The organism is Dyella acidiphila, assembly GCF_014863405.1.
GTDB classification, from domain to species: domain Bacteria; phylum Pseudomonadota; class Gammaproteobacteria; order Xanthomonadales; family Rhodanobacteraceae; genus Dyella_B; species Dyella_B acidiphila.
In genome coordinates, this window is the sequence record NZ_JACZZA010000007.1 from 147,999 (window position 1) to 170,740 (window position 22,742).

A 22,742-nucleotide genomic window follows, 5' to 3' on the forward strand; every position below is an offset into this window, starting at 1 on the left:
GGGCTTGGGTTCTGCGGAGCGGGCGTAGCAAGACCCGCGCTCCTTGCTGCTCGATTTACAGGGTGCGGGCCACTTCGATGCGCTCGAAGCACTCGATCTGGTCGCCCACCTTCACATCGTTGTACTGCTTCACGGCGATACCGCATTCCATGCCGTTGCGCACTTCGTCGACCAGGTCCTTGAAGCGGCGCAGCGATTCCAGCTCGCCCTGGAAGACCACGGTGTTGTTGCGCAGCACGCGGATCGGCTTGCTGCGCTTGACCATGCCTTCGGTGACCATGCAGCCGGCGACCGCGCCGAACTTGGAGCTGCGGAACACATCGCGCACCTGGGCCACGCCGATGATCTCTTCGCGCACTTCCACGCCCAGCAGACCCGAAGCGGCCTGCTTCACCTGGTCGATCACGTCATAGATGATCGAGAAGTAGCGCACGTCGAGGCCGGCGGTATCGATCACCTTGCGCGCCGATGCATCCGCACGCACGTTGAAGCCGATGATCAGCGCCTTGGAGGCGGCGGCGAGGGTCGCGTCGGATTCGGTGATGCCACCGACGCCGGAGGCAATCACGTTCACCTTCACGTTCTCGTTGCCGATCGCGCTCAGCGATTCGCGCAAAGCTTCCACCGAACCCTGCACATCGGCCTTGACCAGGATGTTGAGCGTTTGCTGCTGCTCGCTCTGGCCCATCTGCGCCATGATGTCTTCGAGACGGTTGGCCTTGCTGACCAGGCGCGTTTCGCGACGCTTCTGCTGACGCTCCTGCGCCACCTGGCGGGCCAGGCGCTCGTCGGCGACGGCGACGAAATCGTCACCCGCTTCCGGTACGCCGGACAAGCCCAGTACCTGCACCGGAATCGACGGACCGGCTTCCTGCACGGTCTTGCCGGTTTCGTCCACCAGCGCGCGCATGCGGCCGTATTCGATACCGCACACCACGAAATCGCCGCGCTTGAGCGTGCCCTGCTGCACCAGCACCGTAGCCACCGGGCCGCGGCCGCGATCCAGGCTGGATTCGATCACCACGCCCGAGGCGGGGCCGTCCTGCACCGCGCTCAGTTCCATCACCTCGGCCTGCACCAGGATCGCGTCGAGCAGGTCGTCGATGCCCATGCCGGTCTTGGCCGACACCGGCACGAACGGCGTATCGCCGCCCCACTCTTCCGGAATCACTTCCAGGTTGCCCAGGCCCTGCTTGACGTTGTCGGGGTTGGCATCCGACTTGTCCATCTTGTTCAGCGCGACGATCAGCGGCACCTTGGCAGCGCGTGCATGCTGCACGGCTTCCTGGGTCTGCGGCATCACGCCGTCATCGGCGGCCACCACCAGCACCACGATGTCGGTGGACTGCGCACCGCGCGCACGCATCGAGGTAAACGCGGCGTGGCCAGGAGTATCGAGGAAGGTGATCACGCCCTTGGGCGTGGTCACGTGATACGCGCCGATGTGCTGGGTAATGCCGCCCGCTTCGCCCGCTGCGACCTTGGCGCGGCGGATGTAGTCGAGCAGCGAGGTCTTGCCGTGGTCGACGTGGCCCATGATGGTCACCACCGGCGGACGCGAGGAGCGCTCGCCGTCGAGCTCGGCATTCTGGGTGTGCGCGGCCAGCGCGGCTTCGGCGCCCTGGTCGCTGGCTTCCACCGGCTTGTGGCCGAGCTCTTCCACCACCAGCACGGCGGTGTCGAGATCGATGGTCTGGTTGATGGTAGCCATGACGCCCATCTTGAACAGCGCCTTGACCACCTCCGAACCCTTGACCGCCATCTTCTGCGCCAGCTCGGCCACGACGTTGGCATCGCCCACGACCACTTCGCGCACCACCGGAGCGGTGGGACGCGAGAAGCCATGCGCACCGCCGACCGAGGCCGATACGCCGCCACGGCTAGCTTCGCGCACATTGCCGCCCTTGCCGGGCTTGCCGCGCTTGTTGGAACGGCGCGCGCGATCGGCTTCGGACAGATGCAGTTCACCGGCAGCGAAACGCTTGCCGCCGGGCGTATCGTCGCGGTCACGGCCGCCAGCACCATGCCGCGGCTTGTTGCGGTCGGCGCTGGCCGGCGCGGGCGCCGGGGCGGGCGCGGGTGCCGGCGCAGGTGCTGCAACCGGCTTCTTTTCGCGCTTGCGCGGTTCGTGGATGCGCGGAAGGATCATGCCCAGCGAATGCTGGTCGATGCGCTGCACGGGTGCCGCCGGCTGTTCCGGCGTGCCCTTGGTTTCGGGCTGCACCGGCTCGTCGGCCTGCACCTGCGCGGGTGCGGCCTGCTCGACCTGCTGCACATGCTCCACCGCAGCGGCGGCGGCGGCAGCTTCGGCTTCCGCAGCGGCTTCGGCTTCGCGGCGCGCGTGTTCGGCCTCGGCTTCGCGGCGGGCATCTTCTTCAGCGCGCTCGCGCGCTTCTTCCTGGCGCCGGCGTTCGGCATCCAGGCGCTCGTGTTCTTCATGCTCGCGCTGCTGCTGCGATTCCTGCAGCTTGCGCAGGGCATCTTCGCGCGTGGGCTCCGTGCTGGCTTCCTCGGCGATCACGCTGCGCTTGACGTAGGTGCGCTTGGCGCGCACTTCCACGTTGACCGTCTTGGCGCTGCTCTGCGCGCCGCGGCCGCCTGGCGTGGCCACCTTCAGCTCGCTGATCTTGCGGCGCTTGAGGGTGATCTGCCGCGGCGAAGAATCTTCCGCTTCGGGAGCAACATCGGACTTGCCATGCGTGCGACGCAGGAAGCCCAGCAGCTTCACCTTTTCGGTGCTGCTGATGACTTGCTCCGGATCGGAGAATTTCATGCCCGCCTCGCCAAGCTGCGTCAGCAGCCTGTCGACCGGCATGCCCAAAACCTGGGCGAGTTGTTTGATCGTGACATCCGACATCGTGTTCTTTCTCCGCCGTTCCCGCGCTTATCGTCCGTGCAAAGCCTCTTTGCACGGTCACCTCCGTCCCTGGTGGAGATCCCGAGGGATCTCCCGGCACGCCCATCCAGGGCGTGGCCGCCCGCGGTTAGCCGCCCTTCTCCAGCTTCGCAATCATCGGCGCGCGTGCGGCCATGATGAGTGCTGCAGCACGGTCTTCGTCCATGCCTTCGATATCGATCAGGTCGTCGACCGCAAGATCGGCCAGATCGTCCACCGTCACCACGCCGCGCTCGGCCAGCGTGTAGGCGGTGGATTCGTCCATGCCCTTCAGTTCGAGCAGCTCCTGCGACGGCTGGTGCTCGTCGAGGTTTTCCTCCACCGCCAGGGCCTCGGTCAGCAGCGAATCGCGGGCGCGGGCGCGAAGCTCTTCGACGATGTCTTCGTCGAAGCCTTCGATGGCCAGCAATTCGGCGCTCGGCACGTAGGCAATTTCCTCGACGCTGGAGAAACCTTCCTGCACGAGGATGTTGGCGATTTCCTGGTCCACTTCCAGCTTGTCCATGAACAGCTGGCGGGCCGATTCCTGCTCGGCCTCGCTCTTGGCGGCGACTTGGTCCTGGGTCATCACGTTGAGCTGCCAGCCGGTGAGCTTGCTGGCCAGGCGCACGTTCTGGCCGCCGCGGCCGATCGCCTGCGACAGCTTGTCTTCGGCTACCGCGATGTCCATCGAGTGCTTGTCTTCATCCATGATGATGGACTGCACTTCGGCCGGCGCCATCGCGTTGATCACATACTGGGCCTGGTTGTCATGCCACAGGATGATGTCCACGCGCTCGCCGTTGAGCTCGTTCGACACTGCCTGCACGCGCGAACCGCGCATGCCGATGCAGGCGCCGATCGGATCGGTGCGGCTGTCGTGCGCCACTACGGCGATCTTGGCGCGGTCGCCCGGATCGCGTGCGCAGCCCTTGATCTCGACCAGGCCCTGGCCCACTTCCGGCACTTCGAGCTTGAACAGCTCGATCATGAATTCCGGCGCGGCGCGCGACACGAACAGCTGCGGGCCGCGCACTTCGGAGCGCACTTCCTGCAGATAGCCGCGCACGCGGTCGCCGACGCGGTGCGATTCGCGCGGAATGGTCTTGTCGCGCGGAATGAACGCCTCGGCGTTGCCGCCCAGGTCGAGATAGATGTTGCCGCGCTCGACGCGCTTGACGATGCCGGTCACCAGCTCGCCCACGCGATCCTTGAACGCATCCACCACCTGCTGGCGCTCGGCTTCGCGTACGCGCTGCACGATCACCTGCTTGGCGGCCTGCGCCGCAATGCGGCCGAATTCGGCGTTTTCGATCTGCTGCTCGATGTAGTCGCCGATGACGGAATCGGCACGCTCGTCGACCGCGTCCATCAGGCGCAGCTGGCGGAACGGGGATTCCATCTCGCCGTCGTCGGCGATCACTTCCCAGCGGCGGAAGGTTTCATAGTCGCCGGAGTTGCGATCGATCGAGACGCGGATATCCGGGTCTTCATCCGGGTAGCGCTTTTTGGCAGCGGACGCCAAGGCGGCTTCCATGGCCTGGAAAATCACGTCTCGCGGCACGCCCTTTTCATTGGCGACCGCATCAACTACCAGCAAAAGTTCTTTGCTCATTGCAACCACTCCGTGAACGCCGTCCGGCATCCCATCGACAGATTGACCAGTTCAATACTCATTTCTTCTTGGCCGGCTTGCGGCCGCCGGGCTTGGGCTGCGGCATATAACCGAGCGCGGCCCAGTCGGGCACGATGCGCGCGCTTTCCACCGCGTCGTGCTCGAACTGAAATACTTTGCCTTCGGCTTCCAGCGCGATGAGGCTGCCTTCCACCGACGCCACCTTGCCGCGCAGACGGCGGCGGCCTTCGAGCGGCGCCTTCAGCAAGATCTTTACTTCCTGACCGGCCACCTTGGCGAACTGGGCGGCGGTAAACAGCGGCCGGTCGATACCGGGCGAGGAAACTTCCAGTACGTAGTGTCCGGGGATCGGATCTTCAACGTCGAGCAGCGCCGAAAGCTCGCGGCTGGCCGCTTCGCAATCGTCGAGCGTCACCTCGCGCCCTTCCGCATCCAGATACACGCGCAACGTACTCTGCCCCTGCGAAGGGCTGAATTCCACGCCAAGGCATTCCAGCTGCAAATCAGCCAAAACCTCGGAGAAACGTTGTGCGATTGCTTGGGTGTCCATGTCGTCCGTTTAACCGTCAGAAACAAAAAATGGGCTCAAGCGGCCCATTCCCTTATCTCGCCGATGTCCCGACTCGTCCAGGCTCTTTCTCCGCGCCGACCCGGCCTATTATTGCCCGATCCGCACAGCCGCATCCTTGCGCCCAACAAAAAAGCCTCACTAGGAGGCTTTCTTGTCCAAGAAAGATCTGGTAGCGGGGGCAGGATTCGAACCTGCGACCTTCGGGTTATGAGCCCGACGAGCTGCCAGACTGCTCCACCCCGCATCAGAGTCCGAGAATTCTAGCGACATGGCCGAATTCTTGCAAGCCTAAAATCGCTATTTCTCACTCCGCCTAAGCGGAATGCACACCTCAACCCACAAATGCCTGCTTGCACCAGCCCAGCAGCGGGCCCCAGTACACGCCCAGCACCAGCAACACCAGCGCATTCAGCGACAACGCAATGCGCAGCGTGAAATCAGGCTGCAGACGCACTTCGGTGCCTTCCACCGGCTTGTCGAAATACATCACCTTCACGACATGCAGGTAGTAGTACAGGCCGATGATGGCGAACACCGCACCGACGATGGCCAGCCACATCATGCCGGCGTGAATGGCCGCCTGCAGCACCAGCAACTTGGCGAAGAAGCCAAACAGCGGCGGCACGCCGGCGAGCGAGAACATGCACAGCAGCATCATGAACGCCATCCACGGCGAACGCTGATTCAGGCCCTTGAAGTCGTCGATTTCCTCGCATTCGAAACCGGCGCGGCTCAGCGCAAGAATCACGCCGAAGGCAGCCGTCGACATCAGCGCATAGCTGATCGCGTAGAACATCGCCGAGGAATAGCCTTCCGGACCGGCGTTGACCAGGCCCAACAGCAGATAGCCCATGTGCGAGATGGTCGAATAGGCCAGCAGGCGCTTCAGATTGGTCTGCACGATGGCGACCAGGTTGCCGATCGCCAGCGACAGCACCGCCAGCGCTGCCAGCATCGGCTGCCAATGCTGCACGTAGCCGCCCATGCCGATCGCCAGCAAACGGAAGGCCATGCCGAACGCCGCCAGCTTGGGCGCCGAACCGATGAACACGGTCACCGCGGTGGGAGCACCCTGATACACATCCGGGATCCACATGTGGAACGGCGCGGCACCCAGCTTGAACGCGATGCCGATGATCATGAAGATCAGGCCGAACACCAGCAGATGCGGCATCGAGCTGTGCGGAATCGCATCGTGCAGCTGCACCAGGTCCAGCGTGCCGGTGGCGCCGTAGACCATCGATATGCCGTACAGCAGCATGCCCGAGGCCAGTGCGCCCAGCACGAAGTACTTGATCGCCGCTTCGGAAGAGAGCTTCGAATCGCGGTTCAACGCCACCAGCGCGTAGGACGACAGCGTCAGCAGCTCCAGGCCCAGGTAGACCATGATCAGGTTGCCGGCCGAGACCAGCAGCATCACGCCGATTACCGCAAAGATCATCAGCGTGTAGAACTCGCCGACGAGCAGCTTGCGATCGCTCAGGTAGGGCCTGGCGTAGATGAATACCAGGATGGTGCACAGCAAGGCGAATACCTTGAGGATCTCTGCCACGCCATCGCGGATGAACATGCCGTTGAAGGCGGTGACGGTACCGGCGGGCTGATGCGCCACGACCAGGTAGATACCGGCGATCAGCACGAAGATCGAGGCCCAGTGCAGCGTGACGCCGCGCTGGTTGGCCGGCAGGAAGGCATCCGCAAGCAAGAGTACGCACGCCGCGGCGACCAGATAGAACTCCGGCACCATGATGAGAATGTCGTTAAAAGTCGGCATGGTCGCTCTCGATCAAACCTTATGGATGGCCAGCAGCTGGACCAGCTGCGTCACCGAGCTGTCCATCAGATGGGTCAGCGGTTCCGGCCAGACGCCGATGATCAGCACCAGCGCGGCGAACGCGCCAAGCACGAGGGTCTCGCGCCCGTTGATGTCCTTCATCTCGGCCACGTGGGAATTGGTCACCTCACCCCACAGCACGCGCTTCACCAGCCACAGCGTGTAGGCCGCGCCGATGATCAGGGTGAAGGCGGCGAACAGCGCGATCCACGGATTGGCGCTGAAGCTGGCCAGGATCACCATGAACTCGCCCACGAAGCCGCTGGTGCCCGGCAGGCCGCAGTTGGCCATGGCGAACAACACGTAGAAGAAGCCGAACCACGGCATCACATTGATCACGCCGCCGTAATCCTTGATCAGGCGGGTGTGCATGCGGTCATACAGCACGCCGATGCAGGAGAACATGGCGCCCGACACGAAGCCGTGCGAAATCATCTGCACCATCGCGCCCTGCATGCCCAGGCGGGCCGCATCGGTATTGCCCTGCTCGCGCACCAGCATGAAGGCGATGAAGATGCCCAGGGTGACGAAGCCCATGTGCGCCACGGACGAATACGCCACCAGCTTCTTCATGTCTTCCTGCACCAGCGCCACGTAGCCGATGTAGACCACGGCGATCAGGCTGAGCAGGATCACCAGCCAGGCGAAGTGCGCGGAGGCGTCCGGCACGATCGGCAAGCTGAAACGCAGGAAACCGTAGCCGCCGATCTTCAGCATCACCGCGGCCAGCACCACCGAACCGCCGGTAGGCGCTTCCACGTGGGCGTCCGGCAGCCATGTGTGCACCGGCACCATCGGCACCTTCACCGCAAAGGCAATCAGGAAGGCGAAGAACAACCAGCTCTGCTCCTGCAGGGTCAGCGGCAGCGTCGCCAGCGTGTGCAGATCGAAGGTACCGGCCTTGAGATACAGGTAGATCAGGCCGATCAACATGAAGATCGAGCCCATGAAGGTATAGATGAAGAACTTCAGGGTCGCATAGACGCGGCGCGGACCACCCCAGATCCCGATGAGGATGAACATCGGGATCAGCATCGCCTCGAAGAACACATAGAACAGCAAGGCGTCGGTGGCGCAAAACACGCCGATCATCAGGCCTTCCAGCACCAGCATGGCGGCCATGTACTGGTGCGGCTTGTCCTGGATCACTTCCCAGGCGCCGATGATCACCAGGATGCCGACAAAGGTGGTCAGCAGGATCAGTGCGACCGAAATGCCGTCCACGGCCAATGCGTAATGCACATTGAGCGCGGCGATCCACACATGGCTTTCGGCCAACTGCATGCCGCCTGTATCCCCGTTGTACTGCGGGATCAGGAACAGGCTGACGGCAAAGGTGAGGATGGCCACCAGCAAGGACAGCCAACGCGCCAGATTGGGCCGATCGGAACCGGCCAACAGGACAGGCACGGCGCCTGCGACGGGCAGCCAGATCAGCAGGCTGAGCAGATGATTGAACATGGAGCTCGCTTCCCTTATTGCCTGACCAGCAAGTACCCACCCATAAGCAGGATGAGGCCGAGGATCATCGCAAACGCGTAGTGATACAGATAACCGGATTGGAGACGACGCACACCGGAGGCGATGCGCTGGATCGTGCTGGCGGAACCGTCGATCAGCACGCCGTCGATCACCGCAGCGTCGCCGCCCTTCCAGAACATGCGGCCCAGTGCCACGCCACCGCGCGCGAAGACTGCGAAATAGATGTTGTCAACCCAGTACTTGCGATCGAGGATCACCCAGATCGGCTTAAGCGCGGTCTTGATCTTGTCGGCCACGGACGGGTTGAACAGATAGATGTAGGTGGTGATCAGGAAAGCCACCAGCACCAGGATGAAGGGCAGCTGGGCGAAACCATGCAGCGCCATCGCCAGTGAGCCATCGAATTCCTTGCCGATTTCGCCGAGCACGTTATTGGCTTCGCTCACATGCACCGCACCGCCGAACCAATTGCCGAATAGCATCGGTTGCACGGTGAAGAAGCCGACCAGCAGCGACGGAATGGCGAGCAGGATCAGCGGCAGCGTCACCACCCACGGCGATTCCTTCGGCGCGTGATGCAGCACGCCCGGCTCATGATGGCCGTGGTCGTCATGATGATCGTCATGGCCGTGCGCATCGTGATGGCCGTGATGCTCGACCACCTTGAAGCGTTCCTTGCCATGGAAGGTCATGTACATCTGGCGGAAGGTATAGGTCGCCGTAACGAAAGCGCCGACCACCACGCAGAAGTAGGCATAACCCGAACCCCAGCGATGCGATTCGTGCACCGCATCGATGATCGAGTCCTTGGAATAGAAGCCGGAGAAGAACGGCACGCCGCACAGCGCCAGCGAACCGACCCACATGGTGATCCAGGTGATCGGCATGTACTTGCGCAGGCCACCCATATAGCGCATGTCCTGCTCATGGTGCATGGCGATGATCACCGAGCCGGCACCGAGGAACAGCAGCGCCTTGAAGAAGGCATGCGTCATCAGGTGGAACACCGCGCCGGCATACGCCGACACGCCCAGCGCCACCGTCATGTAGCCCAGCTGCGACAGCGTCGAATACGCCACCACGCGCTTGATGTCGTTCTGCACGATGCCGATCAGGCCGGTGAACAACGCACCGGTGGCGCCGATCACCAGCACGAAGCTCAGCGCACTCTCCGACAGTTCATACAGCGGCGACATGCGCGCCACCATGAAGATGCCGGCGGTCACCATCGTCGCGGCGTGGATCAGCGCGGAGATCGGGGTGGGGCCTTCCATCGAATCAGGCAGCCACACGTGCAGCGGCACCTGTGCCGACTTGCCCATGGCGCCGATGAACAGCAGGATGCAGATCACCGTGGCCGCATCCCAGTGAACGTTCTGGGTAATGGCCAGGGTCTTGCCGGCCAGAGTCGGCGCCGCGGCGAACGCCGTGGCGTAGTCCAGGGTGCCCAGGAAGTACAGGATCGCGCCGATCCCCAGCAGGAAACCGAAGTCGCCCACGCGGTTGACCAGGAAGGCCTTGAGGTTGGCGAAGATCGCCGTCGGGCGCTTGTACCAGAAGCCGATCAGCAGGTACGACACCAGGCCCACCGCTTCCCAGCCGAAGAACAGCTGCACGAAGTTGTTGCTCATCACGAGCATCAGCATCGAGAAGGTGAACAGCGAGATGTAGCTGAAGAAGCGCTGGTAGCCGTCGTCGTCCGCCATGTAGCCGATGGTGTAGACATGCACCAGCAGCGACACGAAGGTAACCACCACCATCATCATCGCGGTGAGGCGGTCGATCAGGAAGCCCACGCTGGCGGTGTACTTGCCGATCTCGAACCAGGTGTAGAGGTTGTGGTTGTATACCGGCGCACCGCCCGCGGTGATCTGGTACAGCACGTAGAACGACAGGCCGCAGGAAATCAGCAGGCCCAGAATGGTGACGCTATGCGCACCCACGCGGCCGATCTGCTTGCCGAGGAAGCCTGCGAGCAGGCATCCCACCAGCGGTGCCAGTGCGATGGTCAACAGTATGGAGGAGGAAAGTTCCATGGTGCTCAGCCCTTCATGCTGTCGATTTCGGCGACGTTGACCGTGCTGCGGTTACGGAACAGCAAGACCAGGATCGCCAGGCCGATCGCGGATTCCGCGGCAGCCACGGTAAGGATGAAGAAAACGAAGACCTGCCCTGCCACGTCGTGATTGAAGCGCGAGAAGGCCACGAAATTGATGTTCACCGCCAGCAGCATCAGTTCGATCGCCATCAGCAGCACGATGACGTTCTTGCGGTTGATGAACAGCCCCGCCACCGAGATGCAGAACAGGATCGCGCCAAGCACGATGTAATGAGAAAGCGTAATCATGGCTTGGTCTCCTGGGCCGGCGCAGGCTGGCTATCGGCTGGCCGCTCCGCTGCCATCTTCACGATGCGCACGCGGTCGCGCGCATTGACCGCCACCTGCTCGCTGGCTTGCTGGTGACGCACGCCGGTGCGCTGGCGCAAGGTCAGAGCAACCGCCGCCACCACGCCCACGGTAAGAATCAGCGCGGCCACTTCGAACGGCAGCAGGTACTGGGTGTAAAGCGCCTGGCCCAGCCATGCCGTATTGGACACGCCGGCGGCGGTGGCCGGATTCTGACCCATGGTCTGCGCGTTCATTGCCCGCACGCCGATCAGGCAGAGCATTTCCACCAGCATCACCACGGCCACGATCAGGCCAACCGGCAGATATTTCATGAAGCCCTCGCGCAGTTGCTCCTGGTCGATGTCCAGCATCATCACCACGAACAGGAACAGCACCATCACCGCGCCCACGTAAACCACGATCAGCGCAATGGCGAGGAATTCGGCTTCGGCCAGCAGCCACAGGCAGGCGGTGCTGAAGAAGGTGAGCACCAGCGCCAGCACGGCATGCACCGAGTTGCGCAGTGTGACCACCGACAGCGCCGCCAGCACCGTCACCGCGGCGAAGGCGTAGAAGCAAACGAGTTGGAACACTTGTGGATCGATCATGATGTCCCGTCCTCAGCGATAGGCCGCGTCTTGCGCACGCGCCGCGGCGATGTCGGCCTCGAAGCGGTCGCCGATGGCGAGCAGCTGAGGCTTGGTCACCACGTTCTCGCCGCGATGTTCGAAGTGGTATTCGTGCACGTGCGTCTCGACGATCGAGTCCACCGGGCAGCTTTCTTCGCAGAAGCCGCAGTAGATGCACTTGAACAAGTCGATGTCGTAGCGCGTGGTGCGGCGCTGGCCGTCGCCGGCGCGCGGCGCCGAGTCGATGGTGATGGCCAGCGCGGGGCACACCGCCTCGCACAGCTTGCACGCGATGCAACGCTCTTCGCCGTTGGCGTAACGACGCAGCGCATGCAGCCCGCGGAAGCGGTTGGATTTGGGGATGTGCTCCATCGGGTAGCGCATCGTGTACTTCGGACTGACCATGTACTTGCCGGTCAGCACCATGCCCTTGAGCAATTCGAGCAGGAGCAGGCTCTTGAAATAATTGGTAATGCTAGACATGGCTTTCTTTAGCCCCCCGTGCCGATGTGAACCCAGCCGTAGTACTTCATGCAGCCGGCGACAAACACCCACACGATGGCGATGGGAATGAACACCTTCCAGCCCAGGCGCATGATCTGGTCATAGCGATAGCGCGGGAAGGTGGCACGGAACCACAGGAACAGGAAGGCGAAGAAGAACGCCTTCGCCAGCAGCCAGATGAAGCTGGCATGGCCAAGCACCGGCACGCTTTCCGGGAACGGGCTGAGCCAGCCGCCCATGAACAGGATCGAAGCCAGGAAGGCGACCAGGATCATGTTGGCGTATTCGGCCAGGAAGAACAGCGCGAAAGCGGCGCCCGAATACTCCACGTGGAAGCCGGCGACGATTTCCGATTCACCTTCCGCCACGTCGAACGGCGCGCGGTTCGTTTCGGCCACGCCGGAGACGAAATACACCACGAACACCGGCAGCAGCGGCCACATGAACCAGTCCAGCAGGCCCTTGTGGCCCGACTGCGCCATGACGATGTCGGTGAGATTGAGGCTGCCCGCCAGCACCAGCACGCAGACCAGGCACAGGCCCATGGCCAGTTCGTAGGAGATCACCTGCGCCGCCGAACGCATCGCACCGAGCAGGGCATAGCGCGAGTTCGAGGCCCAGCCGGCCAGGATGATGCCGTACACACCCAGCGAGGTCATCGCCAGCAGATAGAGCAGACCGGCGTTGGCATTGGAGACGGCAAAGCGCGCGCCGAACGGCACCACCGCCCACGCCGCCAACGCGGGAATCAGGGCCAGCATCGGTGCCAGGTAGTACAGGAACTTGTTGGCGCTGGTCGGCAGGATCACTTCCTTGCAGATCAGCTTCACCACGTCGGCGAAGGCCTGCAGCAAGCCCAGCGGTCCGACCTGGTTGGGCCCCATGCGCACGTGCATCCAGCCCAGCACCTTGCGTTCCCAATACACGTACAACGCCACCGTCAGGGTCAGCGGAATGATGACCGCCAGGACCAGCAGTATGGGAATGAGTAGCTGATGAAGAATCTGGTCGCCCATGATTTACGCCTTGCTCAAGGTGATGGCCGCGCCGTAAGGCGGCAGCGTCGCGGTCTGGTCGTGGGCAGCCTCAATCCACACGGCGCCATCCGGCACGGAAGCATCGATCACCACCGGCAGCGTGACGTTGGCAACTTTGGCCTGGTCGCCCGCGCTCAGGCCGTGGCGCTGCGCTTCGGCCGCGTTCACGCGTGCAGCAGCGGCACGGTTGAGCGGATGCGCCTGCAACGCCGTGGCCCGGCGCAGCACCGCATCGCTGCGATAGATCGGCCAGGTGGCCAGGCGGCTGAGACCCTGCGCGGTTTTGCGCTCGGCCAGCTGCTGCGTTGCAGCCGGCTGACCTTCCGCAATGCCGCTGCGCAGGCCGGCGATATCGTCGAATTCAAAACCGGCCAGCTTCATCAGGCCGCCGAGTGCGCGCAGCACCTTCCAGCCGGGGCGCGTATCGCCCGGAGCCTTGGCGCCGGCTTCCACGCTCTGCGCGTATCCGTCGACATTGACCAGGGTGCCTTCGATTTCCGGCAGCAGGCCGATCGGCAGGATCACGTCGGCCACGTCGAGCAAGGCCGGGCTGGCAAACGCGGCGAAGGCCACGATGTGCTGGGTGCCGTGCAGTGCGTTGGTCACCACGGTGCCGTCGGCGAAGTCGTGCGGCAATTCCACGCCGTAGAGCACGTAGGCCTTGCGCGGCTGGGCCAGCATGCCCTGCACATTCAGGCCGCCGTTGCCCGGCAGCACGCCGACCTTGGCCAGGCCCAGCGCATTCGCGCCGCTGGGCAGTTCGTTGTAGGCGGCACCGGTCGCTTCGGCGATGAAACGCGCGATGCTGCGCAGCCAGGAAGCCTGCGGATGCGTTATGGCCGCATCGCCCAGGATCACCACCGCATGACCGGACTTGAGTGCGGCGATCGCATCGGCGTCGCCCTGGTCGTTGGCCGCAGCGTTGATCGCATCGGCCAGTGCGGCAGGCGCGGTCGCACCGGCAGCCACCGCGGCCTTCGCCAGCGAGAGCAGCGCATCGACCAGCGCGTGCGGCGCAACGATCGCTTCACCGGCCAGCTTGTAATTGAACTGGAATTCCGCCGGATTGACGGCGTACACCTTGGCGCCCTTCTTCACCGCCTGATGCAGGCGATGGTTGAGCAGCGGCATTTCATAGCGCAGGTTGGAACCCACCAGCAGCGCCGCCTTCACCTTGTCGACGTCGGCCACCGGCATGCCGAACTGGCGTGCCACGGCGTTGTCGGCGAAATCGAGCTGGCGCAGGCGATGATCGATATGCGCACTGCCCAGGCCACGTGCCAGGCGAACCAGCAGATCGCCTTCTTCGTTGGTGGTGGACGGATGCACCAGCACGCCCAGGTCGTTGCCCTGCACGCTCTTCAGCGCTTCGGCGGCAACCGACAGTGCGTCTTCCCAGGTGGTGCCCTGCCACTGGCCGTTGCGCTTCACCTGCGGCGTGCGCACGCGATCGGTGGCGTACAGGCCCTGGTGGCTGTAACGGTCGCGGTCGGACAGCCAGCATTCGTTGATGGATTCGTTGTCGCGCGGCACCGTGCGCAGCACTTCGCCGCGGCGGCTGTGCAGCCACAGGTTCGAACCCAGCGCATCGTGATAGGCGATCGACGGCTTGGCGATCAGTTCCCAGGCGCGCGCCTTGAACTGGAACGGCTTGTTGGTCAGCGCGCCGACCGGGCAGACGTCGATGATGTTGCCCGACAGCTCGGTTTCCAGCGTTTTACCGATATACGTGCCGATCTGCAGGTTCTCGCCACGGCTCATGCCGCCGAGTTCGTAGGTGCCGGCGATCTCGCTGGTGAAGCGCACGCAGCGCGTGCACTGGATGCAGCGGGTCATTTCGGTGGCGACCAGCGAGCCGAGATTTTCGTCGGCGATGGTGCGCTTGCGTTCGGTATAGCGCGACACGCTGCGGCCGTAGCCGAGCGCCACGTCCTGCAGCTCGCATTCGCCGCCCTGATCGCAAATCGGGCAGTCGAGCGGATGGTTGATCAGCAGGAACTCCATCACGTCGCGCTGGAACTTCAGCGCCTTTTCGGTACGCGTGGTGACCTTCATGCCTTCGGCCACCGGCGTGGCGCAGGCCGGCTGCGGCTTGGGCATCGGACGGCCGCCCATTTCCACGTCGACCAGGCACATGCGGCAGTTGGCGGCGATGGGCAGCTTGCGGTGATAGCAGAAGCGCGGAATCGCGATGCCGATGGCGTCGGCCGCCTCGATGATCATCGCGCCCTTGCGGATCTGCGTGGGCTTGCCGTCGATCTCGATGTTCAGCAGATCCGGCGCGGTATTGGCTGGCTGCGCACTCATGCAGCAACTCCACGGAGGTTACCGGCAAGCTGGTCTTCGGTCATCGAGCGACCATGCTGCACGTAATATTCGAATTCATTCCAGAACTTGGCGAGGAAGCCCTGCACCGGCCACGCGGCGGCTTCGCCGAATGCGCAGATGGTGTGGCCCTCGATCTGGCCGGCGATCGCCTTCAGGCGATGCAGGTCGTCCTGGGTACCCTTGCCTTCCACGATGCGCGTCAGCACGCGGAACATCCAGCCGGTGCCTTCGCGACAGGGCGTGCACTGGCCGCAGGATTCGGCGTGATAGAACTGCGAGATGCGGTGGCAGGCCTTGACCATGCAGGTGGTCTCGTCCATCACGATCACGGCGCCGGAGCCCAGGCCCGACCCGGCCTTCTGCAGGCAGTCGTAGTCCATGGTGCTGGCCATCATTTCCTCGGCGTTGAGCACCTTCATGGAAGAGCCGCCGGGAATCACTGCCTTGAGCTTGTTGCCGTTGCGCACGCCACCGGCCAGTTCCAGCAGATCCTTGAACGAGGTGCCGAGACGGATCTCGAAATTGCCCGGATTGTTGACGTGGCCGGACACCGAGAAAATCTTCGGACCGCCGTTGTTCGGCTTGCCCAGGTTGAGGAACCAGTCCGCGCCGTTGCGCAGGATCGCCGGCACCGACGCATAGGTTTCGGTGTTGTTGATCGTGGTCGGCTTGCCGTACAGGCCGAAGTTGGCCGGGAACGGCGGCTTGAAGCGCGGCTGGCCCTTCTTGCCTTCCAGCGATTCCATCAGCGCGGTTTCTTCGCCGCAGATGTAGGCGCCGGCGCCGAGCGCGCCGTAGATATCGACATCAATACCGGTGCCCTGGATGTTCTTGCCGAGCAGCCCGGCCGCATACGCTTCCTTCAGCGCCTCTTCGAAATGCTCGAAGGGCTCGTGATGGAATTCGCCGCGCAGATAGTTGTAGGCCACCGTCGAGCCGGTCGCGTAGCACGCAATCGCCAAGCCTTCGATCACCGAATGCGGGTTGTAGCGCAGGATGTCGCGGTCCTTGGCGGTACCGGGCTCCGATTCGTCGGAATTGCAGAGGATGTACTTCTGCATGTTGCCCTTGGGCATGAAGGACCACTTCAGGCCGGTCGGGAAGCCTGCGCCGCCGCGGCCGCGCAGATTGCTGTTCTTGACGATCTCGACGATCGAGGCGGGATCGGGTTTCTCGGCGAGGATCTTCTTCCACGCCTTGTAGCCGTCCATCTGCTCATAGCTGTCCATCGCCCACGGCTTGTCGAAATGCAGCGTGGTGTAGACGACCTGGTGTTCCTGGGGTGCGGGTCCGACTGCCATTGCCCTGCCCTTATTTCAGACCGTCGAGAATCTCGTCGACCTTGTCGGTCGTGAGACGCTCGTGGTAGTGACCATTGACCGTCATCGCCGGCGCATATACGCAGGCAGCGATGCACTCTTCTTCTTTCTTCAGATACACGCGGCCGTCCGCGGTGCTCTCGCCGGCCTTGATGCCGAGCTTCTTCTCGCAGTAGCGCAGGATGTCCTCGCCACCGTTGAGCCAGCACGAGATGTTGGTGCAGACGGCGACGTTGTTGCGCCCGACCGGCTTGGTCTCCAGCATCGAGTAGAAGCTGGATACTTCGTAGGCCCACACCGCCGGCACATCGATGTACCTGGCCACCGCGGTGATCAGTTCATCGGTGAGGTAGCCGTGGTTCTGTTCCTGCGCCGCGAACAGCGCCTGGATCAGCGCCGAGCGCTTGCGATCCGGCGGGAACTTGCCCAGCCAGTGATCGATGTGATGACGGGTGTGCTCGCTGAGCACGACGAGCGGATCGACGTGCTTGACCTGCTCGTAATTACCGGTGACTTTCATAGATTCTTTCCTCCGGACTCAGCGATCGACTTCGCCGAACACGAGGTCATAGGTGCCGATCACCGCCACGGCGTCGGCCAGCATGTGGCCGCGCACGATGGCATCCATCGACGACAGGTGGGCGAAGCCCGGCGCGCGCAGGTGCACGCGGAACGGCTTGTTCGCGCCATCGGAAACCAGGTAGCAGCCGAACTCGCCCTTGGGCGCTTCCACCGCCGCATAGGTTTCGCCGGCCGGCACGCCGTAGCCTTCGGTGAAGAGCTTGAAGTGGTGGATCAGCGCTTCCATGTCTTCCTTCATGGCCTCGCGCTTGGGCGGCGCGACCTTGAAGTTTTCCACCATCACCGGGCCGGGATTGGCGCGCAGCCACTTCACGCACTGCTGGATGATGCGGTTGGACTGGCGCATCTCTTCGATACGGCACAGGTAGCGGTCGTAGCAATCGCCGCCCACGCCGACCGGGATGTCGAAATCCATCTCGGCGTACTTGGCATACGGCTGCTTCTTGCGCAGATCCCAGGCAATGCCCGAGCCGCGCAGCATCACGCCGGTCATGCCCCACTGCTGGGCCAGTTCCGGCGAGACCACGCCGATGCCGACGGTACGCTGCTTCCAGATACGGTTGTTGGTGAGCAGCTCTTCGTATTCATCCACCTTCTTGAAGAAGTCGGCGGTGAACGCGTCGAGATAATCGAGCATCGAACCTTCGCGCCAGGTGTTGAGGCGCTTCAGGTCGTTGCCCTTGTGCCAGGGCGACTCGCGGTACTGCGGCATCTTGCCGGGCAGATCGCGGTACACGCCGCCGGGACGGTAGTAGGTGGCATGCATGCGCGCGCCGGAGACTGCCTCGTAGCAGTCCATCAGCTCTTCGCGCTCGCGGAAGGCGTACAGGAACACCGCCATCGCGCCCAGGTCGAGCGCGTTGGAACCGACCCACATCAGATGATTCAGGATGCGGGTGATCTCGTCGAACATGGTGCGGATGTACTGCGCACGCTCCGGCGCCTGGATCCCCATCAGGGTCTCGATGGCGCGTACGTAGGCGTGCTCGTTGCACATCATCGACACGTAGTCGAGGCGATCCATGTAGCCGATCGATTGATTGAACGGCTTGGATTCGGCCAGCTTCTCGGTACCACGATGCAGCAGGCCGACATGCGGGTCGGCACGCACGACGGTTTCGCCGTCCATCTCCAGCACCAGGCGCAGCACGCCGTGCGCAGCAGGATGCTGCGGGCCGAAGTTCATCGTGTAATTGCGAATTTCTTGCGCGGACATGCTCAGTTCTCCCGCCAATGGTCGGCGGCTTCTGCCTTGGCCTGGATCAGGTCGGCGTCGTCGCGGATCACGCGCGGGACCAGCACGCGCGGTTCGATCGAAACAGGTTCATAGACCACGCGCTTCTGCTCGGTGTCGTAGCGCACTTCGACGTTGCCGATCAGCGGGAAGTCCTTGCGGAACGGATGGCCGACGAAACCGTAGTCGGTAAGGATGCGGCGCAGATCCGGATGGCCGTCGTAGATGATGCCGAACAGATCGAACGCCTCGCGCTCGAACCAGTTCAGGCCCGGCCAGGTGTGCACCAACGACGGCACTACCGGCAGGCTGTCGTCTTCGCAAAACACGCGCAGGCGCAGGCGCTGGTTGAGCTCGATCGACAACAGATGCACCACGGAGGCGAAACGGCGCGGGATGGATACCTCGCGCGGACGATCGGCCCAGTTGAAACGGCCGAGCGCCTCGCCTTCCACACCGCGCGAGAAGCCGGTGCTGGAGACGTCGGTGGTATCCCATTCGGTCTGGCCGTAGCCCAGGTAATCGACGCCGCAGAGGTCGACCGCTTCGGTGAAGCGCAGGCCGGGCTCATCGCGCAAAGCGGTGGCGACGGCCAGCAGGTTCGCAGCAGCCACTTCCGCAGTGGTCTGGCCGTGCGCGACGCTGACCTTCAGCAGATCGCCAAATCGCGCAGATAGGCGCTCGGCCAGCGAGTTCGTTTGTGTTTCGCTCATGACGACGCCTTTCAGGAACGCGCGATGGTGCTGGTACGACGGATCTTCTTTTGCAACTGCAAAATGCCGTGAATCAACGCCTCGGCGGTGGGCGGGCAGCCCGGCACATAGATGTCTACCGGGACGATGCGGTCGCAACCGCGCACCACGGAATACGAATAGTGGTAATAGCCGCCGCCGTTGGCGCAACTGCCCATCGAGATCACCCACTTGGGGTCGGGCATCTGGTCGTAGACCTTGCGCAGCGCCGGGGCCATCTTGTTGACCAGGGTGCCGGCTACGATCATCACGTCGGACTGGCGCGGGCTGGGACGGAACACTACGCCGTAGCGGTCCAGGTCCAGGCGCGCGGCGCCGGCATGCATCATTTCCACCGCGCAGCAGGCCAGGCCGAAGGTCATCGGCCACATCGAGCCGGTACGCGCCCAGTTCATCAGCGCGTCGACCGAGGTGGTGACCACGCCACGCTGGATCACGGGGTTGTCGCCGGCCGGACGCAGAATGTCGTCCACCACGTTCAACGGCTGCGGGTTGTGCATCACCCGGTCAATGGCGGAGATCACTCCCATTCCAGCGCTCCCTTCTTCCACACGTAGGCAAAGCCGATCACCAGCAGCAACAGGAACAAGCCCATTTCAATCAGCGCGGTGAGGCCGATCTGCTTGAACACCACCGCCCACGGAAACAGGAAGGCGATTTCGAGATCGAAAATGATGAAGAGAATGGCGAGGAGGTAATAGCGCACGTCGAACTGCATGCGCGCATCCTCGAAAGCCTCGAAGCCGCATTCGTACGGCGAGAGCTTTTCGGATTCGGGACGACGCGGGCCGACCAGCAGGCCCAGCGTGACGAGGACGATACCCATTCCAGCGGCGACCGCGATGAACAGGAGAACGGGCCAATATTCGGCAAGCACGGTTTAACTTACCTCCGCACCTCGGGGGTGCATCAGTGACCGTCGGGGCAAAACGGTCCGGAGTACGATTCAGCGGGCTGTCCAGCCCTGTACGCTGACGTGCAGAATGCAGGTGCTCGACGATCCACCGGGCGGGCCCAGGGATCGCGATATTGTATCAGCGCGCATGGGTGGGCCGACAAGCCTTAACGGACGCGGCACGGGATATTTATTGCAATTAGGTGCAATAAAAACGCCATTGCGGCATGTATTTGTCGACGAATTGATCAGCCCGGCCCCGCAAATAATCCCGTTTTGCCGCAGGTCCCGGGCACACCGTCACGGAACGGTTACATCGTCTGCGTCGCGCGTTCCGAACCGAGCGCGCCGGCCAGCAGGGATTCGATGCGGCTGCGGGCCGCTTCGCCATCGGAGGATTCGTTGAACTGCACGCCGATGCCGGCGGTGCGATTGCCCTGCGCGCCGATCGGCGTGATCCACACCACCTTGCCGGCCACCGAGAGGCGCTCGCTTTCGTCGATCAGGCTGATCAGCAGCACCACTTCGTCGCCCAGCGCATAGCGCTGCGCGGTGGGCGCAAACAGGCCGCCATGCTTCAGGAACGGCATGTACGCGTTGTACAGCGATGCCGTGTCCTTGAATTTCAGCGAGATGATGCCCTGGCGGGCGGCGACCGGGTTCATGCCTGCTCCTGTCGAGCGACGCTATGGGCAGTGTGGAACGACATCCTAACCAGCCGTCCGACTACGCGCAAAGAGATTTGCCGAAAAACCGGAACGCCCGCTCATACGGCGTGCCAGCCCCAGTGGTCGAAGATCCACGGCGACGGCCAGTCCAGATGCAGTTTGACGAACGCCGGGCCGGGCGGCTGCCGCCCCGGCGGCCAGCGAAACTGATAGCCGCCCCCCGCCGCACTCACGACGGCATCCGGCCAGCGAAAATCGACGGCGCCGGCAGGCGTGGCCGCCAGCAGGCGCAGCCAGGGCTGCAGCAGCACCGGCGGACGCCAGGGCAGACGTGCCGCGCCAGGCGCCCGCTCGACTTGCATATACCGCTCAGGACTAAGCGCGAGCCGACGCAAGCGGGCGCCACTCAGCCGCATCTGCGTCACGTGTTCGGCCAGCGCCTGCAGCTTGCGCTGCTGCTGACCGGGGGCCGCATCGACCAACACCGGATAGGCCGATGCGTCGGCATGGCCGTGCACCGGATAGGCGAACAGGGACGGCGGCCGGTCCAGGCCGGCCAGGGCCAGGCAGCAAAGCACATGGGCCGCGCCGTGATCCGGGTGACTGTCGCGCAGACCGGGACAACTGACCAGGTTCGGCTGGAAGCCCTGCATCACCGCCTGCACGGCAGCGATCGCCCGCGATCCCTCGTCGCGCAGCAGCGCAGTGAGGCCCATGTCGGGCCAGCCCATGGCGTGCAGCGCGGATGCCGGCAGGCCGAGCGCGGCGATCGCCTGCAGCACCTCGCCGCGCCGGCGGCCGCCCCAGCGGCGGCGCCCGGCCGCATCGATCCGCAGGCGGCGCTCGATATAGCGCTGCGGCCAGGGATTGTTGTCGCCATCGGTAAGCAGCAGCACCTGCACGGCGCCACCGGCCGCCAGCACACGCTGTATCAGTACGCCACAGCCCAGGGTTTCGTCGTCCGGATGCGGCGCCACGACCAGCAGACGGGTCTGCGCAGAAACGGACAAATCGGACATCAGCGCCAGCGCCCCAGCAACTCCAGCAGCAGCAGATCTCCGCGCAGCGGTCCGCGTAGCGCTTCGCGCGCGCGATTGGCGGCGTCGTACCAGGCGACCAGGTTTTCCATATCCAGGCCGCTGGCCAGCGGCCCCGTCTGGGCTGCCGCCCGCGCACGCATTTCATCGGCCACGGCCTGCGCGGCGAACCACAGCCGCTGCTCGGGCACGCTGTCGAGCCAGCGCTTGCCCATCTCCATGGCGCTGCCACGGCCGGCCGCCAGCGCCGCAAGATCCTTGCGTACCTCCTGGCGCTGGGCCAGCGCGCCCTCTTCCGACCAGATCCGGGCCAGGCCCGGATTGCCGCCGGCCGCGGCCAGGGCAGCCTGCGGCTCGCGCACGCCGACGTCCTGCAGCCAGGCCAGCGCCTCCGCCTCGGGCGGCAACTGGAAATCGATGCGCTGGCAGCGGCTGCGGATAGTGGCCGGCATACGCCAGGCTTCATCCGCCAGCAGGACCAGCATGGTCTGGCTGGCCGGTTCCTCCAGCGTCTTGAGCAGCGCGTTGGAGGCGGCCACGTTCATCGCATCGGCCGGATCGATGCTGGCGATCTGCCAGCCGCCGAACTGGCTGGCCTTGGCCAGGCGCGCAGACAGCTGGCGGATCTGGTCGACGACGATTTCGGAACGCTGCACACCGTCCTTGCGCAGGCCGTAGCTCAAGGCCACATAGTCCGGATGCGTGCCGGCCCGGAACAGCAGGCAGCTGCGGCAAGTGCCGCAGGCATCGCCATCGCTGGGCTGCTGGCACAACAGGCCGCGCACAAAGCGCTGCAGAAATTCACGCTTGCCCAGTCCACGCGGGCCGCACAGCAACAAGGCATGCGGCAAGGCATCGCGCTGGCGACGCGCCTGCAGGCGTGCCCAGTGTTCGGCGTGCCAGGAAGGGACACTCATGCGACGGCCTTTTTCATCGATCGCGCGACCCGTTGCTGCTGTCTGGCATCGCG

The 22,742-nt window shown here is 63.9% G+C and carries 20 protein-coding genes and 1 tRNA gene; all 21 read right to left on the minus strand.

From position 1 onward, the window contains the following. Positions 1-55: 55 nt before the first annotated feature. The 21 genes from infB to holB all read right to left on the minus strand — a co-directional run bounded on the left by infB (position 56) and on the right by holB (position 22,689). Positions 56-2,857 (minus strand): translation initiation factor IF-2, encoded by a 2,802-nt coding sequence (gene infB, locus IGX34_RS12670; RefSeq protein WP_192556088.1) that lies wholly within the window; start codon positions 2,855-2,857, stop codon positions 56-58. A 127-nt stretch (positions 2,858-2,984) separates the two neighbouring features. Then, positions 2,985-4,490 (minus strand): transcription termination factor NusA, encoded by a 1,506-nt coding sequence (gene nusA / locus IGX34_RS12675; RefSeq protein WP_192556089.1) that lies wholly within the window; start codon positions 4,488-4,490, stop codon positions 2,985-2,987. Between the two features lie 58 nt (positions 4,491-4,548). Then, positions 4,549-5,061 carry a ribosome maturation factor RimP gene (locus tag IGX34_RS12680; protein WP_192556090.1) on the minus strand — a complete coding sequence of 171 codons (513 nt, stop codon included), beginning with the start codon at positions 5,059-5,061 and terminating at the stop codon, positions 4,549-4,551. Between the two features lie 188 nt (positions 5,062-5,249). Then, positions 5,250-5,326: transfer RNA gene (locus IGX34_RS12685), tRNA-Met, on the minus strand. Between the two features lie 87 nt (positions 5,327-5,413). Further along, positions 5,414-6,856: an NADH-quinone oxidoreductase subunit NuoN gene (gene nuoN / locus IGX34_RS12690; protein WP_192556091.1), complete on the minus strand. Its 1,443-nt coding sequence runs from the start codon at positions 6,854-6,856 to the stop codon at positions 5,414-5,416. Positions 6,857-6,868: 12 nt separating this feature from the next. After that, positions 6,869-8,377, minus strand: a complete 1,509-nt coding sequence (locus tag IGX34_RS12695; RefSeq protein ID WP_192556092.1) for an NADH-quinone oxidoreductase subunit M — start codon at positions 8,375-8,377, stop codon at positions 6,869-6,871. Positions 8,378-8,391: 14 nt separating this feature from the next. Beyond that, positions 8,392-10,434 carry an NADH-quinone oxidoreductase subunit L gene (gene nuoL / locus IGX34_RS12700; RefSeq protein WP_192556093.1) on the minus strand — a complete coding sequence of 681 codons (2,043 nt, stop codon included), beginning with the start codon at positions 10,432-10,434 and terminating at the stop codon, positions 8,392-8,394. A 5-nt stretch (positions 10,435-10,439) separates the two neighbouring features. Next, positions 10,440-10,745: an NADH-quinone oxidoreductase subunit NuoK gene (gene nuoK / locus IGX34_RS12705; RefSeq protein WP_115476769.1), complete on the minus strand. Its 306-nt coding sequence runs from the start codon at positions 10,743-10,745 to the stop codon at positions 10,440-10,442. Next, positions 10,742-11,395: an NADH-quinone oxidoreductase subunit J gene (locus IGX34_RS12710; protein WP_192556094.1), complete on the minus strand. Its 654-nt coding sequence runs from the start codon at positions 11,393-11,395 to the stop codon at positions 10,742-10,744. The genes nuoK and IGX34_RS12710 overlap by 4 nt, the downstream gene beginning before the upstream one ends. A gap of 12 nt (positions 11,396-11,407) precedes the next feature. Then, on the minus strand, positions 11,408-11,899 hold the full coding sequence (nuoI, locus tag IGX34_RS12715; RefSeq protein ID WP_192556095.1) for an NADH-quinone oxidoreductase subunit NuoI: 492 nt from the start codon (positions 11,897-11,899) through the stop codon (positions 11,408-11,410). Between the two features lie 8 nt (positions 11,900-11,907). Next, a complete protein-coding gene (nuoH, locus tag IGX34_RS12720) occupies positions 11,908-12,936 on the minus strand; it encodes an NADH-quinone oxidoreductase subunit NuoH (RefSeq protein WP_192556096.1) in 1,029 nt (342 codons plus the stop codon). A 3-nt stretch (positions 12,937-12,939) separates the two neighbouring features. Next, the gene (gene nuoG, locus IGX34_RS12725; RefSeq protein WP_192556097.1) at positions 12,940-15,264 is read right to left on the minus strand and encodes an NADH-quinone oxidoreductase subunit NuoG; all 2,325 of its coding nucleotides are present in this window, start codon (positions 15,262-15,264) and stop codon (positions 12,940-12,942) included. Continuing rightward, a complete protein-coding gene (gene nuoF / locus IGX34_RS12730; protein ID WP_192556098.1) occupies positions 15,261-16,586 on the minus strand; it encodes an NADH-quinone oxidoreductase subunit NuoF in 1,326 nt (441 codons plus the stop codon). Before nuoF ends, nuoG begins: the two co-directional genes overlap by 4 nt. A 10-nt stretch (positions 16,587-16,596) precedes the next feature. After that, positions 16,597-17,124: an NADH-quinone oxidoreductase subunit NuoE gene (gene nuoE / locus IGX34_RS12735; protein ID WP_192556099.1), complete on the minus strand. Its 528-nt coding sequence runs from the start codon at positions 17,122-17,124 to the stop codon at positions 16,597-16,599. Positions 17,125-17,142: 18 nt separating this feature from the next. Beyond that, positions 17,143-18,402, minus strand: coding sequence for an NADH-quinone oxidoreductase subunit D (locus IGX34_RS12740; protein WP_192556100.1), 1,260 nt, complete (start codon positions 18,400-18,402; stop codon positions 17,143-17,145). Between the two features lie 2 nt (positions 18,403-18,404). After that, a complete protein-coding gene (locus IGX34_RS12745; RefSeq protein ID WP_192556101.1) occupies positions 18,405-19,133 on the minus strand; it encodes an NADH-quinone oxidoreductase subunit C in 729 nt (242 codons plus the stop codon). 11 nt (positions 19,134-19,144) lie between these two features. Continuing rightward, complete coding sequence (locus tag IGX34_RS12750) at positions 19,145-19,702, minus strand: NuoB/complex I 20 kDa subunit family protein (RefSeq protein WP_192556102.1); 558 nt, start codon at positions 19,700-19,702, stop codon at positions 19,145-19,147. Beyond that, complete coding sequence (locus IGX34_RS12755; RefSeq protein WP_192556103.1) at positions 19,693-20,049, minus strand: NADH-quinone oxidoreductase subunit A; 357 nt, start codon at positions 20,047-20,049, stop codon at positions 19,693-19,695. The genes IGX34_RS12750 and IGX34_RS12755 overlap by 10 nt, the downstream gene beginning before the upstream one ends. A 329-nt stretch (positions 20,050-20,378) precedes the next feature. Beyond that, on the minus strand, positions 20,379-20,732 hold the full coding sequence (locus IGX34_RS12760) for a PilZ domain-containing protein (RefSeq protein WP_192556104.1): 354 nt from the start codon (positions 20,730-20,732) through the stop codon (positions 20,379-20,381). Positions 20,733-20,833: 101 nt separating this feature from the next. Beyond that, positions 20,834-21,754, minus strand: a complete 921-nt coding sequence (locus IGX34_RS12765; RefSeq protein ID WP_192556105.1) for a PIG-L deacetylase family protein — start codon at positions 21,752-21,754, stop codon at positions 20,834-20,836. Further along, positions 21,754-22,689 carry a DNA polymerase III subunit delta' gene (holB, locus tag IGX34_RS12770; protein WP_192556106.1) on the minus strand — a complete coding sequence of 312 codons (936 nt, stop codon included), beginning with the start codon at positions 22,687-22,689 and terminating at the stop codon, positions 21,754-21,756. Before holB ends, IGX34_RS12765 begins: the two co-directional genes overlap by 1 nt. Positions 22,690-22,742: the final 53 nt, after the last annotated feature.

What these genes read in the sequence shown, in the direction of transcription:
- infB (WP_192556088.1), bottom strand. Translation starts at nt 2,857, where the DNA reads ATGTCGGATGTCACGATCAAACAACTCGCCCAGGTTTTGGGCATGCCG.
- nusA (WP_192556089.1), bottom strand. Translation starts at nt 4,490, where the DNA reads ATGAGCAAAGAACTTTTGCTGGTAGTTGATGCGGTCGCCAATGAAAAG.
- IGX34_RS12680 (WP_192556090.1), bottom strand. Translation starts at nt 5,061, where the DNA reads ATGGACACCCAAGCAATCGCACAACGTTTCTCCGAGGTTTTGGCTGAT.
- nuoN (WP_192556091.1), bottom strand. Translation starts at nt 6,856, where the DNA reads ATGCCGACTTTTAACGACATTCTCATCATGGTGCCGGAGTTCTATCTG.
- IGX34_RS12695 (WP_192556092.1), bottom strand. Translation starts at nt 8,377, where the DNA reads ATGTTCAATCATCTGCTCAGCCTGCTGATCTGGCTGCCCGTCGCAGGC.
- nuoL (WP_192556093.1), bottom strand. Translation starts at nt 10,434, where the DNA reads ATGGAACTTTCCTCCTCCATACTGTTGACCATCGCACTGGCACCGCTG.
- nuoK (WP_115476769.1), bottom strand. Translation starts at nt 10,745, where the DNA reads ATGATTACGCTTTCTCATTACATCGTGCTTGGCGCGATCCTGTTCTGC.
- IGX34_RS12710 (WP_192556094.1), bottom strand. Translation starts at nt 11,395, where the DNA reads ATGATCGATCCACAAGTGTTCCAACTCGTTTGCTTCTACGCCTTCGCC.
- nuoI (WP_192556095.1), bottom strand. Translation starts at nt 11,899, where the DNA reads ATGTCTAGCATTACCAATTATTTCAAGAGCCTGCTCCTGCTCGAATTG.
- nuoH (WP_192556096.1), bottom strand. Translation starts at nt 12,936, where the DNA reads ATGGGCGACCAGATTCTTCATCAGCTACTCATTCCCATACTGCTGGTC.
- nuoG (WP_192556097.1), bottom strand. Translation starts at nt 15,264, where the DNA reads ATGAGTGCGCAGCCAGCCAATACCGCGCCGGATCTGCTGAACATCGAG.
- nuoF (WP_192556098.1), bottom strand. Translation starts at nt 16,586, where the DNA reads ATGGCAGTCGGACCCGCACCCCAGGAACACCAGGTCGTCTACACCACG.
- nuoE (WP_192556099.1), bottom strand. Translation starts at nt 17,124, where the DNA reads ATGAAAGTCACCGGTAATTACGAGCAGGTCAAGCACGTCGATCCGCTC.
- IGX34_RS12740 (WP_192556100.1), bottom strand. Translation starts at nt 18,402, where the DNA reads ATGTCCGCGCAAGAAATTCGCAATTACACGATGAACTTCGGCCCGCAG.
- IGX34_RS12745 (WP_192556101.1), bottom strand. Translation starts at nt 19,133, where the DNA reads ATGAGCGAAACACAAACGAACTCGCTGGCCGAGCGCCTATCTGCGCGA.
- IGX34_RS12750 (WP_192556102.1), bottom strand. Translation starts at nt 19,702, where the DNA reads ATGGGAGTGATCTCCGCCATTGACCGGGTGATGCACAACCCGCAGCCG.
- IGX34_RS12760 (WP_192556104.1), bottom strand. Translation starts at nt 20,732, where the DNA reads ATGAACCCGGTCGCCGCCCGCCAGGGCATCATCTCGCTGAAATTCAAG.
- IGX34_RS12765 (WP_192556105.1), bottom strand. Translation starts at nt 21,754, where the DNA reads ATGTCCGATTTGTCCGTTTCTGCGCAGACCCGTCTGCTGGTCGTGGCG.
- holB (WP_192556106.1), bottom strand. Translation starts at nt 22,689, where the DNA reads ATGAGTGTCCCTTCCTGGCACGCCGAACACTGGGCACGCCTGCAGGCG.